This is a genomic window from Sideroxydans lithotrophicus ES-1 (assembly GCF_000025705.1).
Taxonomy (GTDB): Bacteria; Pseudomonadota; Gammaproteobacteria; order Burkholderiales; family Gallionellaceae; genus Sideroxyarcus; species Sideroxyarcus lithotrophicus.
Genome location: NC_013959.1, coordinates 222064 through 237427 on the forward strand (window position 1 = coordinate 222064; position 15364 = coordinate 237427).

24 protein-coding genes are annotated in these 15364 nt (G+C 61.8%); all 24 read left to right on the top strand.

Features of this window, described 5'->3' with window-relative positions; translation table 11 throughout:
- The first annotated feature begins 29 nt into the window (after positions 1–29).
- The 24 genes from SLIT_RS01060 (at position 30) to SLIT_RS01170 (ending at position 15246) form a co-directional block, all read left to right on the top strand.
- The gene (locus SLIT_RS01060) at positions 30–389 is read left to right on the top strand and encodes a hypothetical protein (RefSeq protein WP_013028355.1); all 360 of its coding nucleotides are present in this window, start codon (positions 30–32) and stop codon (positions 387–389) included.
- A 1-nt stretch (position 390) separates the two neighbouring features.
- Positions 391–723 (top strand): hypothetical protein, encoded by a 333-nt coding sequence (locus tag SLIT_RS01065; RefSeq protein WP_013028356.1) that lies wholly within the window; start codon positions 391–393, stop codon positions 721–723.
- A 261-nt stretch (positions 724–984) separates the two neighbouring features.
- Positions 985–1272 carry a putative holin gene (locus tag SLIT_RS01070; protein WP_013028357.1) on the top strand — a complete coding sequence of 96 codons (288 nt, stop codon included), beginning with the start codon at positions 985–987 and terminating at the stop codon, positions 1270–1272.
- Positions 1272–1895 (top strand): transglycosylase SLT domain-containing protein, encoded by a 624-nt coding sequence (locus tag SLIT_RS01075; RefSeq protein WP_013028358.1) that lies wholly within the window; start codon positions 1272–1274, stop codon positions 1893–1895. The genes SLIT_RS01070 and SLIT_RS01075 overlap by 1 nt, the downstream gene beginning before the upstream one ends.
- Positions 1886–2413 carry a hypothetical protein gene (locus SLIT_RS01080; RefSeq protein WP_013028359.1) on the top strand — a complete coding sequence of 176 codons (528 nt, stop codon included), beginning with the start codon at positions 1886–1888 and terminating at the stop codon, positions 2411–2413. The genes SLIT_RS01075 and SLIT_RS01080 overlap by 10 nt, the downstream gene beginning before the upstream one ends.
- Entirely contained in the window at positions 2410–2628 is a 219-nt protein-coding gene (locus SLIT_RS01085; protein ID WP_013028360.1) for a TraR/DksA C4-type zinc finger protein, read from the top strand. Before SLIT_RS01080 ends, SLIT_RS01085 begins: the two co-directional genes overlap by 4 nt.
- Positions 2629–3039 carry a DUF2730 family protein gene (locus SLIT_RS01090; RefSeq protein WP_013028361.1) on the top strand — a complete coding sequence of 137 codons (411 nt, stop codon included), beginning with the start codon at positions 2629–2631 and terminating at the stop codon, positions 3037–3039.
- Positions 3036–3338 (top strand): VpaChn25_0724 family phage protein, encoded by a 303-nt coding sequence (locus tag SLIT_RS01095; RefSeq protein WP_013028362.1) that lies wholly within the window; start codon positions 3036–3038, stop codon positions 3336–3338. The genes SLIT_RS01090 and SLIT_RS01095 overlap by 4 nt, the downstream gene beginning before the upstream one ends.
- Positions 3325–3825 carry a DUF1804 family protein gene (locus SLIT_RS01100; protein WP_013028363.1) on the top strand — a complete coding sequence of 167 codons (501 nt, stop codon included), beginning with the start codon at positions 3325–3327 and terminating at the stop codon, positions 3823–3825. The genes SLIT_RS01095 and SLIT_RS01100 overlap by 14 nt, the downstream gene beginning before the upstream one ends.
- The gene (terL, locus tag SLIT_RS01105; protein ID WP_013028364.1) at positions 3818–5437 is read left to right on the top strand and encodes a phage terminase large subunit; all 1620 of its coding nucleotides are present in this window, start codon (positions 3818–3820) and stop codon (positions 5435–5437) included. Before SLIT_RS01100 ends, terL begins: the two co-directional genes overlap by 8 nt.
- Positions 5431–7008, top strand: coding sequence for a DUF935 domain-containing protein (locus tag SLIT_RS01110; protein ID WP_013028365.1), 1578 nt, complete (start codon positions 5431–5433; stop codon positions 7006–7008). The genes terL and SLIT_RS01110 overlap by 7 nt, the downstream gene beginning before the upstream one ends.
- The gene (locus SLIT_RS01115) at positions 6995–7801 is read left to right on the top strand and encodes a phage head morphogenesis protein (protein ID WP_013028366.1); all 807 of its coding nucleotides are present in this window, start codon (positions 6995–6997) and stop codon (positions 7799–7801) included. Before SLIT_RS01110 ends, SLIT_RS01115 begins: the two co-directional genes overlap by 14 nt.
- The gene (locus tag SLIT_RS01120; RefSeq protein ID WP_013028367.1) at positions 7801–8280 is read left to right on the top strand and encodes a phage virion morphogenesis protein; all 480 of its coding nucleotides are present in this window, start codon (positions 7801–7803) and stop codon (positions 8278–8280) included. Before SLIT_RS01115 ends, SLIT_RS01120 begins: the two co-directional genes overlap by 1 nt.
- 273 nt (positions 8281–8553) lie before the next feature.
- The gene (locus SLIT_RS01125) at positions 8554–9663 is read left to right on the top strand and encodes a phage protease (RefSeq protein ID WP_190272142.1); all 1110 of its coding nucleotides are present in this window, start codon (positions 8554–8556) and stop codon (positions 9661–9663) included.
- A gap of 22 nt (positions 9664–9685) precedes the next feature.
- Complete coding sequence (locus SLIT_RS01130) at positions 9686–10087, top strand: hypothetical protein (protein WP_013028369.1); 402 nt, start codon at positions 9686–9688, stop codon at positions 10085–10087.
- A 26-nt stretch (positions 10088–10113) separates the two neighbouring features.
- On the top strand, positions 10114–11022 hold the full coding sequence (locus SLIT_RS01135) for a Mu-like prophage major head subunit gpT family protein (protein ID WP_013028370.1): 909 nt from the start codon (positions 10114–10116) through the stop codon (positions 11020–11022).
- Positions 11023–11111: 89 nt separating this feature from the next.
- Complete coding sequence (locus SLIT_RS01140; protein WP_013028371.1) at positions 11112–11540, top strand: HI1506-related protein; 429 nt, start codon at positions 11112–11114, stop codon at positions 11538–11540.
- Positions 11540–11914: a Gp49 family protein gene (locus SLIT_RS01145; RefSeq protein WP_013028372.1), complete on the top strand. Its 375-nt coding sequence runs from the start codon at positions 11540–11542 to the stop codon at positions 11912–11914. The genes SLIT_RS01140 and SLIT_RS01145 overlap by 1 nt, the downstream gene beginning before the upstream one ends.
- Positions 11911–12333, top strand: a complete 423-nt coding sequence (locus SLIT_RS01150; RefSeq protein WP_013028373.1) for a gp436 family protein — start codon at positions 11911–11913, stop codon at positions 12331–12333. The genes SLIT_RS01145 and SLIT_RS01150 overlap by 4 nt, the downstream gene beginning before the upstream one ends.
- Positions 12330–12932: a DUF1834 family protein gene (locus tag SLIT_RS01155; RefSeq protein WP_013028374.1), complete on the top strand. Its 603-nt coding sequence runs from the start codon at positions 12330–12332 to the stop codon at positions 12930–12932. Before SLIT_RS01150 ends, SLIT_RS01155 begins: the two co-directional genes overlap by 4 nt.
- 8 nt (positions 12933–12940) lie before the next feature.
- Positions 12941–13117: a DUF2635 domain-containing protein gene (locus SLIT_RS15485; protein WP_013028375.1), complete on the top strand. Its 177-nt coding sequence runs from the start codon at positions 12941–12943 to the stop codon at positions 13115–13117.
- Positions 13118–13119: 2 nt separating this feature from the next.
- A complete protein-coding gene (locus SLIT_RS01160; protein ID WP_013028376.1) occupies positions 13120–14538 on the top strand; it encodes a phage tail sheath subtilisin-like domain-containing protein in 1419 nt (472 codons plus the stop codon).
- Positions 14539–14557: 19 nt separating this feature from the next.
- Positions 14558–14932, top strand: coding sequence for a hypothetical protein (locus SLIT_RS01165; RefSeq protein ID WP_013028377.1), 375 nt, complete (start codon positions 14558–14560; stop codon positions 14930–14932).
- Positions 14929–15246, top strand: a complete 318-nt coding sequence (locus SLIT_RS01170; protein WP_013028378.1) for a hypothetical protein — start codon at positions 14929–14931, stop codon at positions 15244–15246. The genes SLIT_RS01165 and SLIT_RS01170 overlap by 4 nt, the downstream gene beginning before the upstream one ends.
- The last annotated feature ends 118 nt before the right edge of the window (positions 15247–15364 follow it).

Genomic DNA, 15364 nt, shown 5'->3' on the forward strand with positions numbered 1-15364 from the left:
TGCATCCGTTAAAACGAAGGGAGAGCAACATGAAGAAGCTGATCGTGGTGGTGCTGGTGATGTTTGTTGGTAGCGCATGGGCTGAAGAAACCCGCACGCAGCAGCTGGAGCGTGAGTTTGCTGAAGAGCAAGCCGTGCTGAAGAAACGGCAGGACGCGGCCCTGAAAGAGCAGGACCGTGAAGAAGCAGCCCAGAAGCGCAAGTGCGGCAAAGACTTCGGCGCGATCCGCGTCGGCATGACCATCGCCCGCCTGCAAGAATGCAGCGGTGCGGCCTATGTCACCGAGACCGTCAGCAAGGACGGCGTGATCGAGACCTACCAGACCATGTTCGACATGGTCGACGTGAAGAACGGCAAGGTGGTCAGCTACACGAAGCGGAGATACTGAGATGAGGCGCGCCCTCGCTACGGTAATTCTGTTATTGAGCCTTCCAGCGCTGGCGCTTGATGTAGATGCGCTGCGTGAAAAGGCCATGAAAGGCGATTACCAGGCGCAGCGCAATCTGGCCTACACCTTGGCTACTGGCTCCGGCGCGGCCAGCAGCCAGAACCCAACGCTGGGCTGTGCCTGGTACAAACTGATCCTGCTGTCCGGCAGCGAGAAGATCCACGATGGCGACATCGGCAACGTCAAAGTCTACTGCGGCCAGCTGACTACGGATCAACAAAGCGTGGCCGACAAACAGGCACGCAGATTGGCAAAGCAGATCTACGGCGACTAGCGACAGTCAAACACCAATCACACAAGGGCGGCTTCGGTCGCCCTTTTCTTTTGCGGAAACGCTTCCGCCTTAGTTGGCTTCGCGCGCGCGCGTAACCTGCGCGACTGTGAACACCAATAACACCTGCGGCAGTTGTGCCGAGTGGACACGCCATACCGACTCGCGCATGAACTACTACGGCTCATGCACCAAGCGTCCGGTGGGGCATTACACCGTCGAGCAATCTGCGTGCGTTCTACAACCGATCAAATGGAGGAAGGCGTGAAGAACTTACCCCGCATGACAGACTGGATCGTCATCACGATCCTGTTGACCATCATCATCTACGTGCTGGCACCGCAGCAACTGCCCGTCAGCCTCTACAAGCTGTCGCTCATCACCACGGCCGCCGTGCTGGGCTACTGGATCGACCGCTCGCTGTTTCCGTATGCCCGCCCGGACAATCAGAGCTTCATCGACACGAAGGCGCACCAGTTGATCGCCGCCGCCATGCAGCGCCGCGCCATCATCATCGGCTGCGCCATGCTGGCCATGAGCCTGGGTGTTTGATGCGCCTCTCGCGTAAACATGCCCGCATCGCACTGGTCGCCGTCGTGGCGCTGATGCTGTTGCCTATGCTGGCGCTGGCCGACGTGCCGCGCGATGCAGCACGCCACCAGCGCGATCTGACGCGCCATGCCCGCGCCGTGTGGGGCATGGATGCGCCCGTCGCCATGTTCGGCGCGCAGATCCACCAGGAGAGCCGCTGGCGCGCCAACGCGCAGAGCGTGGTGGGTGCCCAGGGAATCGCCCAGTTCATGCCGCAAACGGCCACGTGGATCTCCGGCGCGTACAAGCTGGGTGAGCCGCAGCCGTACAACACTGGCTGGGCGCTGCGCGCGATGGTCACCTACGACCGGCACCTGTGGCAGCAGATCGATGCCGCCACGCCCTGCGACCGCGCCGCCATGACGCTCTCCGCCTACAACGGCGGGCTGGGCTGGGTGTACCGCGATCAATCTCTGGCCGCCAAGAACGGCCACGACCGCAGGCGCTGGTTCAGCATGGTCGAGCTTTTTAACGCTGGCCGCTCTGCTGCCAACTTCGCCGAGAACCGGGGCTATCCCCGCGTGATCCTCATCAAGTGGCAGCCCACCTATGCGAGCTGGGGAGGCGAGATCGTATGCAATTGAACCCCATCCCCTGGCAAGGACGCGCGCTAGCCTTACTGCTGCTGGTGATCGCGTGCATCGCTTTCGGTGTGGTCGCCGGTCTGAAATACGAATCCAACCGCCGAGACGCGCTGGAGCTGAAGCAGAAGCGCGTCGATGACAAGCTGTTCCTCGAAGCTGTGGCGCTAGGACATCAGGCCGCAGCAAACGCTATCGAATGGAAACGCCGCGCGCGCATCTACTACCGCAACTGGCAAGAAAGGCTGAACCATGAACAAGACTCGAATCTCGCGCAGTGCCAGCAGGCTGGCGATGTGCTGCTTAGTGGCACTTTTGTCGGCATGTACAACGCCGCCTGGAGGATCGAAAGCGATCAAGGCGATTCCGCAGGAGCTGCTGCAGAAGTCGTCGCAGCCGGTTCCGTTACGCCTCGACACGTCCTTGAGAACGTCCGCGAAAACGCCGACCTCTGCGGGGAAGACCGAAAGCGACACGACGAACTAGTCGACCTGTTGATTGGCATGGGGGCTGGTAAGTGAGACCGGAAGATAGAGCGCAAGAACTGGAGCTGAACGAGTGGGAGGCGCGGCAGCAGGCGGCCATCCAGCCCGAGCCGACGCGCGAGTCGGCAAAGTGGTGCAAGGCAGCGGGCTGCGGAGAGCGCATCCCGGAAGATCGACGCAATGCGGTACCGGGCGTGCAGTTCTGCATCGAGTGCCAGGAGCGGAACGAATTTATGGGTAAGGAGCGATAAATGTTGCAAATTGAATTCTGGCAGTTGATTAGTGCGTTGGCGGCGATTGTTGTCACCTTCGCCACCATGATCTGGGCGTTTGGAAAGCTGCTGGCCAAGCAATTCAAAGATAGCCTGGATGCGCGCTTTGCCACTCAGGACGAGCTGCGCAAACAGCGCGAGCAGACGATGGATGCACGCTTCAAGCGGATGGAAGAAGACCTCGAAGGTAAAGCGCCGCACTACAACGAGCGCATTTCCTATCTGGAAGCCAACGCCAAGAAATCCCCAACCCATGACGATCTGGCCGACCTCCATGAAAAGATAAACGGTGTCAGCAACGACATCAGCGAATTAACTGGCCAGTTTTCTGGCGTGCGCACACTGCTCGAAACCTTGCATCGATACCTGCTGAATGGAGGTAAACAGTGACCTACGCCGAAGAGATCGCCGCCTCACGCCGCCTCGCTATCCTGCTGGCGCTGTACTTCGCGCCCGGCTACACCCTCAACCGCGCTGCCCTGCGACACCAGGTCGAAATGACCGGCTACGTCACCAGCGCGGACAAGATGGCCTCCGAGATCGCCTGGCTGGCCGAGATGGAGCTGGTCGAGCCGCTGGAGCTGGATGCCGTGCGGCTGACCGCACGCGGTGAGGATGTGGCGCTGGGCCGCAGCCAAACGCCGGGCGTGCGCCGCCCATCGCCGGGAGAAACCAATGGCACACGGTGATGATGCCCGCCGCGCCGTTCGCGCGGCTTATGTCTTTGATCAGCTCGCACTTGAGGCTGCCGCAGCCAAGGAAGGCGTGCCCTATGCGACCGTGCGCAACTGGAAGCGCGCAGGCAAAGATATGGGCGACGACTGGGACAAGGCACGCGCCGCGCAGATGATCGCTGGCGGAGGCATCGAAGACGTGGTGCGCCAGACGCTGGGCATCGTTGTGCAGCAGGTGCAGGCCACCGTGCAGGCTATTCAGGATGCGGATGACATGTCGCCCGCCACCAAGGTGGACATGCTGGCCAGCCTCGCCGATGCCTACAACAAGCTGATGGCCGCCAGCCGCAAGATGATGCCGGAGACGGACAAGCTGGCGGTGGCGACGGATGTCGTTAAACGGCTGGCCGAATTCACGCGCACTAAACACCCCAAGCACGCATCGGCATTGATCGAGGTGCTGGAGCCGTTCGCGGACGAACTGGCAAAGGCGTATGGCTAGCCTATCGCGCAAAGCCTTTTTAGACGAGATCGGCAAGCTCGCCCAGGAGTTCCGCATCCAGATCGAGGCCGAGGTTGACGGCTTCGATCCCGATCCGGCTGCGCTGACTGAGCGCCGTGCGCGGGCATTGAATGACTTCCGCTTCTTTGCCCGCACCTACTTTCCGCACTACATCAAGTCAGCAGACGCGGAGCTGCACACCTACCTGTACGCCCGCCTGCCCGAGATCGTAGACAACGGCGAAGGAGATCACGAAGCCATCGCGGCCCCGCGCGGTAACGCCAAGTCCACCATCGTCACGCAGATCTTCGTGCTGTGGTGCATCGTCACCGGGCGCAAGCACTACCCGGTGATCGTGATGGACGCACTGGACCAGGCGGCCACGATGCTGGAGGCGATCAAGGCGGAGCTGGCATTCAATCCGCGCCTGGCGATGGATTTTCCCGAAGCCAGCGGCGGCGGGCGTGTGTGGCAGGTCGGCACCATCGTCACAGCCAACGATGCCAAGGTGCAGGCGTTCGGCAGCGGCAAGCGTATGCGCGGCCTGCGCCACGGCCCGCACCGTCCCGATCTGGTGATCGGCGACGATCTGGAGAACGATGAGAACGTGCGCAGCCCGGACCAGCGCGACAAGCTGGAGAACTGGCTGAAGAAGACTGTGCTGTCCCTGGGCGCTGCTGACGATTCGATGGATGTGATCATCATCGGCACCATCCTGCATTACGACTCGGTGCTGTCGCGCCTGCTCAAGAACCCGCTGTGGACATCGAAGAAGTTCAAGTCCATCGAGCGCTGGCCGGACAACATGCACCTGTGGGAAAAGTGGGAAGAGGCGCTGTTGAACCTCGGCCCCGAAGTCGCCCTGGCGTTCTACCAGGCGAACAAGCTGGAGATGGATGCCGGTGCCGTGGTGTGCTGGCCGGAAGGCCAACCGCTGTACAAGCTGATGGTGAAGCGCGCCCGCGATGGCCGCGCAGCCTTCGACAGCGAACAGCAGAACGATCCTGTGTCCGGTGATGATGCGCCGTTTGCCAACAGCATCAACTTCTGGGTGAACCGCCTGAAGGAGTGGGTGTTCTACGGCGCGTGCGACCCTTCCCTGGGCAAGGCCGGTGCATCGCGTGACCCGTCTGCCATCGGCATCGGCGGCTTCAATCGCCACACCGGCGTACTGGACATCGTCGAGGCCGCGATCAAGAAACGCCTGCCGGACAGGATCATCGAAGACATCATCGCCATGCAGGCCGAGTATCACTGCGTGCTGTGGGTTATCGAGACGGTGCAATTCCAGGAGTTCCTGAAGACAGAGCTGGTGAAACGCAGCGCAGCGCGCGGCATCCCAGTACCGGCGCGAGGCATCCAGCCGCACACCGACAAGCTGCTGCGCATCGAGACGCTGCAGCCGCACATGGCAAACAGCCTGATCCGGCTGCACCCGAGCCAGACCACACTGATCGATCAGTTCCGCCACTTCCCCAAGGCTGACCACGACGACGGCCCGGACATGGTTCATATGCTGTGGATGGCGGCCATATCGGGCAGCAACAGGATCGAATATCAAGGCGCAGGCGAAAGCCGCCGCGACAACGACGGAGGAAGGAAAGCATGGTAACCACATCAAGAATCCTCGACGCATCGGGCAACCCTATCAAGCGGGCGGAGCTGGTCGAGCCGCAGACCTCGAAGCTGGCGCAGCTGCACCGTGAATTCGCCAGCCACCCGTCACGCGGTTTAACGCCACTCAAGCTGGCGCGCATCCTCGATGCCGCAGAGCAAGGCGACACACGGGCGCAGCACGATCTGTTCCTGGACATGGAAGAGAAGGACACCCACATCTTCGCCGAGATGGGCAAGCGCAAGCGCGCTCTGCTCACGGTGGATTGGGATATCGTGCCGCCACGCAATGCCAGCGCAACCGAGCGCAAGCTGGCCGGTTACGCCAAGGAGCTGCTGCAGGACGTGCCTAACTTCGAGGATGTGATCCTGGATGCGTTGGACGGCATAGGCCACGGCTTCAGTTGCCAGGAGATCGAGTGGGAGCTGCTCGGCAGCGAGTGGCTGCCGAAGGAGATCACCCATCGCCCGCAAAGCTGGTTCCAGACCGACATGGAGACCAGAACCGAGATCCGCCTGCGCGACAATTCGTTGGGCGGCCAGGCGCTGCAGCCGTTCGGCTGGATCACCCACACGCACAAGGCCAAGAGCGGCTATATCGCCCGCTGCGGCCTGCACCGCACGCTGTCATGGCCTTACCTGTTCAAGAACTACTCGGTGGGCGATCTGGCCGAGTTTCTGGAGATCTACGGCCTGCCTCTGCGCCTGGGCAAGTATCAGTCTGGCGCGTCCGACGATGAGAAGTCCACGCTGTTGCGCGCAGTGATGAGCATCGGCCACGATGCCGCTGGCATCATCCCGGAGGGCATGGCGATTGAATTCACGGAAGCGGCCAAGGGCAGCGAAGGTCCGTTCATGGCGATGGTCGAGTGGTGCGAGAAGAGCCAGAGCAAGGCCATTCTGGGCGGCACCCTCACCAGCCAAGCGGACGGCAAGAGCAGCACCAATGCCCTGGGCAACGTGCACAACGAGGTGCGCCACGATCTGATGGTGTCGGACGCGATCCAGCTGGCCGGTACGCTCACGCGCGATCTGGTCTATCCGCTGCTATCGCTGAACAAGGGCGGCGTGGACGACCGCCGCCGCCTGCCGCGCTTCAAGTTCATGTTCGACGATTCCGAGGATCTCGGCGTGCTGGCAGAGTCACTGCCCAAGCTGGCCAGTATCGGCATGCGCATCCCGGTTGAGTGGGCACACGAGCGTGCTGGTATTCCACAGGCCGAGGAAGGCGCAGCGGTGCTGGGAGTGGCAAAGCCAGAACCCATCAAGGGTGCGCTCAAATTTGCCGCGCTCAAAGCTGGCGGTGCGGACGATGCTTTCCCCGACCAGACCGCGCTCGATGCGATGATTGACTCCATCGCGCCGGATCTGCTGCAGGGGCAAGCAGCCGCCGCCCTTAAGCCGGTGATAGAGATGATCGCCGCCTCTGCCGACTACGCCGAGGTGCATGACGCGCTGTCCGGGATCTTCCCCAGCATGAACACGCAGCAGCTGGAAGAGACGCTGGCGCGCGCCATGTTCGTGGCCGAAGTCTGGGGGCGGTTGAGCGTGCAAGATGAGCAAGCCTGACCTCTCCCTGGTATTCGGCCTGCCTCCTGAAAAAGCCGTCGAGTACTTCGAGTCCAAGGGTTACGTGCTCACCTGGGATTGGCGCGAGCTGTGGCAGGAGGCGCAGGCGAAGTCTTTCACCGTCGCCAAGGTGATGCGCACCGATATCCTGCTCGACATCCGCAGCGCGGTGGACGATGCGTTAAACAACGGCACCACCTTCCAGGAATTCAAGAAGAATTTAACGCCCATCCTGCAGGCCAAGGGCTGGTGGGGCAAGACGGAACACGTCAACACCAGCACCGGCGAGGCCAGCATCGTGCAGCTGGGCAGCCCGCGCCGCCTGCGCACCATCTACCAGACCAACCTGCAGACCGCCTACATGGCCGGGCGTTATAACCAGATGATGGCCAGCACCGGCAGCCACCCGTACTGGCAGTACGTCGCCGTGCTGGATGGCCGCACCCGACCCACGCATCGCGCCATGAATGGCCGCGTGTTCCGCTACGACGACGCACTGTGGGGTTCGCACTTCCCGCCCAACGGCTTCAATTGCCGTTGCCGCGTCAGCCCGCTCACCGCTGCTGCGGTCGAAGGCCAAGGCCGCACGGTCGAGTCTTCCGCCGACCGGCTGATCGATCACGAGATCCAGATGAAGGACGGCACCACCGCCCAGGTGAAGGCGCTGCGCATCAAGGTGGACGGCAAGGATAAGCTGTTCGCGCCGGACGCAGGCTGGAGCTACAACCCTGCGCAGCAAGCCCAGCAGCTGGACAAGCTGGCGGCAGATGCGGCGAAGAAGCTGGGTGAGTGATGTTTGAGCTGGAGTTCAAAAGCAAGTCGGTGATGGATATGCTGGCGCAGGCTGAGCATGCGATGGTGGACGCCTCGCCCTTGATGGCTTCGATCTCCAACGAGTTTGCGACGCAGACCGAGGATAACTTCGCGGCAGAGGGGCGGCCGAAGTGGATGGGGCTGAAGCCGTCCACCATTGCGATGCGCACCAAGCGCGGAACGTGGCCCGGTAGAATGCTGCAAATCAGCGCAGGCGGATTGGTCGCATCGATCAGCGCTAGCAGCGATGCCACCAGCGCCACAGTGGGCAGCAACAAGAAATATGCGGCCATGCAGCAGCTCGGTGGAACAACCAGTCCGCGCAGCATGATCCCAAACAAGGTGATCGAGCCGCGCCCATACCTGCCGATGGACACCCAGGGCAATCTGCAACCCGAAGCCGAACAAGCCGTCCTCGGGCTGGCCAACGATTACCTGTCCAGGATCATCGGCAACTGACCCCATTTTTCCCGCTTCCAGAAAAACGCCGCTGTGGCGTTTTTCGCCCCGCAGGGCGTCCCGATATAGCCAAAAATCAAGCGCGCCGTTTTTAACGGGGGTCTAACGGCCTCGGTGGGCGTTTTTTTGGCCGACTTCGGATGCACTTTCCGGCTTGCGTCGATTCTTTGCAATTTTCGGGCGGGGGTGGTAGTTTAAAAAAGCCCCCTGAGAATCTCTGCCGGAAGCTCTTCCGCCTAAACTCACATGGCTGCCATCTCCAGAATGGCAACCATGAAACGCAAACCCAAATCCCCTGCTCTTGGTTTCGCCGTCGCCGCCTGTTCGGTGGCGATGAATGCTGCAGGCGAGATCCAGCTCACACCCGCAGGCGTCTTCCGTGGCAACGATGGCCGCCCGAAGGATGCGCCGCACTGGGTGATGGATGCGCAGGCTGCCCAGGATGTGATCGCATTCTGCTCTGCGCGCCAGAATGAATTCGTCATCGACTACGAACACCAGACCCTGCTCGCCGAAAAGAACGGCCAGCCTGCTCCTGCTGCTGGCTGGTTCTCCGGTGCTGCACTGCGCTGGGAAGAAGGTGTCGGTCTGTTCGTTAAATCCCGTTGGACGCCTCGCGCCCAGGGCTTCATCGACGCCGACGAATACAAGTACATCTCGCCGGTGATCCTCTACGAGAAGGTCACCGGTCGCATCAAAGGCATCATCAGTGCCGCCCTCACCAATACCGCTTGCATCGACGGCATGGACGAAGTGCTGTCCCGTGCCGCCGCCAGTTTCATGTTGGACGAATCAACCTCAAAGGAGAATGGAATGGATGAACTGCTCGAACAGCTGCGCTGGTTTTTCAACATGCCGACGCTGGCAACCGCCGAAGAGATCCTCGCGGAACTGAAGAAAGCCGTCGACAAGATCAAGACAGCCGCGCCGGAAGCAACTGCCGCTGCCGGCTTCCGTGTCGACAACCTGGTCGCCTCGCTCGGCACCGAAGTCGCCGCGCTGAAGTCTGCATCGCCAGATCCTGCCAAGTTTGTACCGGTGGACACCATGCAGGCGCTTCAGACCGAACTGGCAGCGCTGCGCAGCGAGAAGACCGAGCGTGAAGTCGGCGAGGTGGTCACCGCCGCGCTGTCGACCGGCAAGCTGCTGCCGCCGCAAGAAAAGTGGGCGCGCGATCTGGGCATGAAGGATCTGGATGCACTGAAAGGCTACATCGATACCGCGCAGGGTGTGGCGGCACTGACATCCACCCAGACCAAAGGCCTGAAGCCACAAGGCACGGCTAATGCAAACGGCCTCGACGAAACCCAGCTCGCAGCATGCAAGTTGCTGGGCGTCGATCCGGCCGATTACGCCAAGACTTTGTCCGGCGAAGACGACTAACCAACCAACCAAGGAGAACGACATGGCTTTAGTAGCTGAACGCGATACACACATGCAGGATGGCGAGGTGATCTCGGCACCCATCGCTGCCAACGTCAAGGCATTCGCTGGCGGTCTGGCCGCTGCAAATGCAACTGGCTACGCCACGCCCGGCGCAGTCGCCGCCACGCTGACCTACCTGGGACGCTTTGAAGAGACCGTGGACAACACGGGCGGTGCTGCCGGTGCGAAGAACGTCCAGATCCGTCGCGGCAAGGCGTTCAAGTTCAAGAACTCCGGCGCGGATGCGGTGACTCAGGCCAGTCTCGGCAAGGCCTGCTACATCGTGGACGACGAAACCGTTGCTGCCACCAACGGCGCTGGTGCGCGCTCTGCTGCGGGCATCGTCGTGGGCTTGGACGCTGACGGCGTCTGGGTGCAGTAAACCTACCTTAACCAGGAGATACACAAATGCTCATCAACAAAGATACGCTGGCCAGCATCTTCACCGGCCTGAAAACCATCTTCAACAACACGCTGAAAGCAGCGCCGGGCAACTGGCAGGCCACCGCGATGGAAGTGCAGTCCGATGCCGAGGGCGAAGATTACATGTGGCTCAGCCGCTTCCCGAAGCTGCGCAAGTGGCTCGGCGACAAGGTGGTCAAGAACCTCAAGGCTGGCAAGTACTACAAGGTTAACGAGGATTGGGAGACCACCATCGCGGTCAAGCGCAACCACATCGACGACGACCGCCTGGGCATCTACAACACGCAGGCTCAGCAGGCTGGCGAAGCGGCCTCCGAACTGCATGACATCATCGTCGACGATCTGAAGAACAAAGCGTTCACCGAAACTTGCTTCGACGGTCAGTTCTACTACGACACCGATCACCCGGTGAAAGATGCCAGCGTGAGCAACAAGGGCACGATGGCGCTGTCTTGCGCAACCAAGGCTGCCGCAGTGGCAAGCTATGGCGCAGCCCGCACCGCGATCATGAGCTTCAAGGACGAAGAAGGCATGCCGCTGCGTCTGATCCCGGACACGCTGGAAGTTCCGCCTGCCCTGGAAGCTACTGCCCGCACGCTGTGCGAAGCGGACAAGCTGGATGACAACTCGCCCAACCCGTACAAGGGTTCCGCAACGGTGCTGGTCAACCCGGCGCTGACCAGTGCCACCGGCTGGATGCTGCATGTCACCAAGAAAGCATCGGTGAAGCCGTTCATCGTCCAGATGCGCAAGAAACCGACCTTCGTTTCGCAGACTAGCGAAGACAACGACGACGTGTTCAACCGTGCCGAGTACAAGTTCGGTGCCGAAGCACGCGCCACCGGACTGTATGGTTACTGGCAGTTGTCTTACGGCAGCACCGGTGCGGCTTAAGGAATACACCCCGCGAGCGTAGGGCCACGCTAACCGCCCAGCCGTGAGTGCTGGGCGGGGCGTGCCAGAAGACGATCAAGGAGATACATATGTCGAACAAGAACAAACCCAAGGCTGGTGCAGCGACACCCGCTGCCGAAGCCAAAGCAGCCGCCGCAAAGAAGGCTGCCGGGGAAGCCGCTGCAGCAGAAGCGGCGAAGAAAAGCCAAGGAGGCGACGATGCCAACACACGGAATGACGGTGCGGGAAAATCTCCCGAAGGGGCCGCAACCCAGCAGGGTTCTGCTGAGGCTGCTGCACAGTCTGAACCGGCCAAGAAACCCAGCTCAGCCCGGAAGGTCCCGGCGCTGAGTGTGATATCGAGCGTGGAAGGCTTCCGCCGTGGCGGGCGTGCCTGGGGCAAATCGGTATCGACGGTCAAGCTGTCCGAACTGAGCGAGGGGCAGATCGAGCAGATCAAGGGCGAGTCCATGCTGGAAGTCGAAGAGGTCGAGGTCGACGAAGAGGTGGCCGAGTAATGAATCGCGACCAGATCGAGCATGAGATCCAGGACAAGGGTCTCACCGCGCCGCGCATCACACCTGCGGACATCGAGGCGAACATCGCCAGCGAACATTATTTCACTGCTGCCGACGGCGTTTCCGGCGCTCACGTCAATGTGGACGGCGGGAAATGCGTGGTTGCCGTGCACGAATGCCCGCACGAGCTGGAGCTGCTGACCTTCTGCGTCCTGATCCTGCGTAACGGCTTTACCGTGGATGGTGTATCTGCCTGCGCCAGCCCGAAGAACTTCGACGCGGAGCTGGGCCGCAAGATCGCCCGCAAGAATGCGGTCGAGAAGATCTGGCCGCTGATGGGTTATGAACTTCGCAGCAAGCTGAGCGCACGATGACCTACGCCGCCAAAGCCAACATGCTCGCCCGCTTCGGTGAACCCGAAGTGATCGCGCTCACCGACCGCGAGAATCTTGGCGTGGTCGATGATGTTGTGCTCGATGGCGCGTTGGCCGAGGCGGATGCCGAGATCGACCCGTACCTGGCACCTCGCCACCAGTTGCCGCTGGCCAGCGTGCCGCGAATCCTCAGCGGCTTCGCCTGCGATATCGCCCGCTACCGCCTTTGCGGGGCGGGCGTGACGGAGACTGAAGAGATCCGCAACCGCTACAAGGATGCGATCAAGTTTCTGGAGAACGTAGCCAGCGGGAAGATCGGCCTCGGGCTGGACGCGGCGAACAATGTGGCGAAACCGGCCAACACGGTGCAGTTCGCCGAAGCGACCGGGCGGGTGTTCGGCAGGGGTGAGCGCGGATGATCTCCGAGATCGAAGACGCCATCATCGCCCGCATTGAAGCCGCCGCTTCCGCGACGCCGGGGCTGGGCTATAAGTTGCCGTTCGTGGAAAGCTACGGCGGCGAGCTGGATGGTGATCTGGGCACGGTGATCCGCAAGTTCCCCGGTGTGTGGGTGACCTTCGGCGGCTGCCGCGCCTCTACCAAGATGGCGACGGCGGGCGGCAAGTGGAAGACCCCGGCCACCTTCGTGACGATGTGCGGATCTCGCAACGTGCGCGGCGAGCGTGCCACGCGCAAGGGGTTGACGGTGGGCGGCGTGATCAAGGAGGTCGGCGTCTACCAGATCCTGAACGATGTGAGCCTACTGCTTGCGGGTAGCGATCTCGGTCTGGCGATCACCCCGTTAAAGCCGGGTGCGATCCGCACGCTGTTTAACACCAAGCTGAACGGCCAAGGGTTGGCGGTGTTCGCCAGGGAATGGCACTGCGAGTTCATCGAGACCAAGCCGCGCGAGCCGATAGACCCGACCGACCCGATGTGGCTGAAGCTCGGGATCAACTATTACTTGAAGCCCGGTGACGCCGTTGCCGATGCTTCTGATGTTTTAACGCTGACATAGGGGAAGCCATGAAAGTGCTCGCTGTAAAAGGCATCAAGGTGCCGAAAGAAGACAAGCCGCGCGAATACATCACCGAGACGCCGCCCGAGGGTGAGCAGGCGTTCGAGGTGCCGGAATCCGCCTACTACCTGCGTCGCGTGTCTGACGGCGACCTGGTGATCGTTAAACCGAAGAAAGGAGCCTAACCGTGGCCAGCAAGAACATCAGCTTCGAAACCATTCCGTCCAGCATCCGCAAGCCGGGCAAATATTTTGAGTTCAACACCAAGCTGGCGGTGCGCACGCTGCCGGGCAACCTGCAGAAGGTGCTGGTCATCGGTCAGCGCATCGCCGCCGGTACCGTGGCTGCCAATGTGCTGACGGACGTGTTCTCGGATGCGGAAGCCGCCACCTATTTCGGCAACGGCTCGCAGCTGCACATGATGTGCCGTGCCGCGATCAAGGCCAACCCCTATCTGTCGCTGCAAGCCATTGCGATGGACGATGCGGGCGCGGGCGTGCTGGCAGCCGGAACGGTCACCCTGACTGGCCCTGCAACCAAGGCGGGCGTGCTGACCGTGAAGGTGGCAGGCAAGCCGGTGCAGATCGCCGTCGCCGCGACCGACACCGCCACGGCGATGGCTGCTGCGGTCGCGGCACAAGTCGCCCTGCAGCCGGATCTGCCGGTGACGGCTGCGGCCGCGCTGGGCGTCGTTACCCTGACTGCCAAGAACAAGGGCACCCAGGGCAACAACATCAAGATCGAGGCGGCTGTGACTGCAGAGGGTGTGACCACTGCTGTCGTGGCGATGGCGAACGGTGCAACCGACCCGACGCTGGCCACCGCTCTGGCGACGGTATTTGCCGCCGGTCACAACATCATCATCAGCGCGTGGAACGATCAGACCAGCCTGACCGCCCTGCGCACGCACCTGGACAGCGTATCCGGCTCGCTGGAGCAACGTGGCTGCATCGGTATCTATGGCCACACCGGCACGCTGGCCGCCGCCACCACGCTGGCCGGGCAGATCAACGCCGGGCGTATCTCCGGCCCCAACCTCAAGGTGCCTGAGCAACCCTGCGAGCTGGCCGCTGCCTACGGCGCGGTCGTGGCTGGCGAGGAAGATCCGGCGCGTCCGCTCAACACGCTGGAGCTGGTGGGCATCACCGCCCCGGCGCTGGCCGACCAGCTGAGCCGCACCGAACAGGAGAGCGCACTGAACAACGGCGTGACCCCGCTTGAAGTCGGCCCCGGCGAGAAGGTGCAGATCGTGCGCGCCGTGACCACCTACACGCTGGACGCGCAGAGCGTGCCGGACATCAGCCTGCTTGATCTGACCACCATCCGCACGCTGGATTACGTGCGCAAGGCGTGCCGCGAGCGGATCGCGCTGCGCTTCCCGCGCGAGAAGCTGTCCGAGCGCACCGCGCCCAAGGTCAGGGACCAGCTGCTGGACGTGCTCTACAAGCTGGAGGATCTGGAGATCGTCGAGCTGGTGGACGACAACGCGGATGGCGTGATCGTCGAGCGCGATCTGCAGGACCCGAATCGCCTGGATGCGAAGATCCCGGTGGACGTGGTGAACGGCCTGCATGTGTTCGCTGGCCGCATCGATCTGTTGCTGTAACCCAACGAGGAGTTAGAACATGGGAATTGAATATGATGGCGAGGTAGTCGTCGAGATCAACGGCGTGGAAGTGGATGTCGTTTCCTTCGACGATACCGTTACCACCGGGCGTCGTCCGGTCAAGACGATGAACCGCACCAAACGCGCAAAAGGCAGCGTGAACGGCAGCGAGTCCGTCGAGATGAAGATCACCGCACCGGCTCCGGCCACCGGCGAATTCAACTGGCGCACGATGAAGGACGCGCAGATCGTGATCTACCCGGTCGAAAACCCGACCAAGCGCACCACGTACCAGGACAGCAACGTGACCAGCGTCGGCTCGCGTTACCAGCTCGAAGGTGAGATGGTGCGTGATGTGAGCCTGTATTGCCTGCGTAAGGTCGATCCGAAATGACCGACCTGACCGTTAAAAGCAAGCTGCCCATCGGCATCCTGGTGGATGGAAAGCGCTTCAAGGACTTCTCCATCCGTCCCGGTACGCTGCGCGACTCGATCAACGCCGCCCAGTCTTTGGGTGGTGATGCAGCGACCGCCAACGGCAACACGCTGCGCTATGCCACGATGGCGCAGCGGGTGAGCTTTGAGGGGCTGGATCAGGAGCTGGTCACCTACGATTTGCTGTTGGGCCTGCTCGACCGCGATGCGATGGTGCTGGAGGCCGCTTCGGATGAGGTTGAAAAAAAGCTCGACGCGCTGAGCAGCAGCTAAGCACCGTTCGCAAGGCACAGGTGCTGCTCGCCCGTGCCGGGTTCGATCCTCACAAGGTGCTTGATATGACCGAGGCAGAGATCGAATCGCATCTGTCCACCATCGCGGTGGTCTCCGG

Coding starts and splice junctions, on each gene's coding strand:
- SLIT_RS01145 (WP_013028372.1), top strand. CDS start 11,540: ATGAATCGCGACCAGATCGAGCATGAGATCCAGGACAAGGGTCTCACC.
- SLIT_RS01155 (WP_013028374.1), top strand. CDS start 12,330: ATGATCTCCGAGATCGAAGACGCCATCATCGCCCGCATTGAAGCCGCC.
- SLIT_RS01120 (WP_013028367.1), top strand. CDS start 7,801: ATGTTTGAGCTGGAGTTCAAAAGCAAGTCGGTGATGGATATGCTGGCG.
- SLIT_RS01115 (WP_013028366.1), top strand. CDS start 6,995: ATGAGCAAGCCTGACCTCTCCCTGGTATTCGGCCTGCCTCCTGAAAAA.
- SLIT_RS01100 (WP_013028363.1), top strand. CDS start 3,325: ATGGCACACGGTGATGATGCCCGCCGCGCCGTTCGCGCGGCTTATGTC.
- SLIT_RS15485 (WP_013028375.1), top strand. CDS start 12,941: ATGAAAGTGCTCGCTGTAAAAGGCATCAAGGTGCCGAAAGAAGACAAG.
- SLIT_RS01060 (WP_013028355.1), top strand. CDS start 30: ATGAAGAAGCTGATCGTGGTGGTGCTGGTGATGTTTGTTGGTAGCGCA.
- SLIT_RS01065 (WP_013028356.1), top strand. CDS start 391: ATGAGGCGCGCCCTCGCTACGGTAATTCTGTTATTGAGCCTTCCAGCG.
- SLIT_RS01140 (WP_013028371.1), top strand. CDS start 11,112: ATGTCGAACAAGAACAAACCCAAGGCTGGTGCAGCGACACCCGCTGCC.
- SLIT_RS01080 (WP_013028359.1), top strand. CDS start 1,886: ATGCAATTGAACCCCATCCCCTGGCAAGGACGCGCGCTAGCCTTACTG.
- SLIT_RS01130 (WP_013028369.1), top strand. CDS start 9,686: ATGGCTTTAGTAGCTGAACGCGATACACACATGCAGGATGGCGAGGTG.
- SLIT_RS01170 (WP_013028378.1), top strand. CDS start 14,929: ATGACCGACCTGACCGTTAAAAGCAAGCTGCCCATCGGCATCCTGGTG.
- SLIT_RS01125 (WP_190272142.1), top strand. CDS start 8,554: ATGAAACGCAAACCCAAATCCCCTGCTCTTGGTTTCGCCGTCGCCGCC.
- terL (WP_013028364.1), top strand. CDS start 3,818: ATGGCTAGCCTATCGCGCAAAGCCTTTTTAGACGAGATCGGCAAGCTC.
- SLIT_RS01110 (WP_013028365.1), top strand. CDS start 5,431: ATGGTAACCACATCAAGAATCCTCGACGCATCGGGCAACCCTATCAAG.
- SLIT_RS01135 (WP_013028370.1), top strand. CDS start 10,114: ATGCTCATCAACAAAGATACGCTGGCCAGCATCTTCACCGGCCTGAAA.
- SLIT_RS01075 (WP_013028358.1), top strand. CDS start 1,272: ATGCGCCTCTCGCGTAAACATGCCCGCATCGCACTGGTCGCCGTCGTG.
- SLIT_RS01165 (WP_013028377.1), top strand. CDS start 14,558: ATGGGAATTGAATATGATGGCGAGGTAGTCGTCGAGATCAACGGCGTG.
- SLIT_RS01090 (WP_013028361.1), top strand. CDS start 2,629: ATGTTGCAAATTGAATTCTGGCAGTTGATTAGTGCGTTGGCGGCGATT.
- SLIT_RS01150 (WP_013028373.1), top strand. CDS start 11,911: ATGACCTACGCCGCCAAAGCCAACATGCTCGCCCGCTTCGGTGAACCC.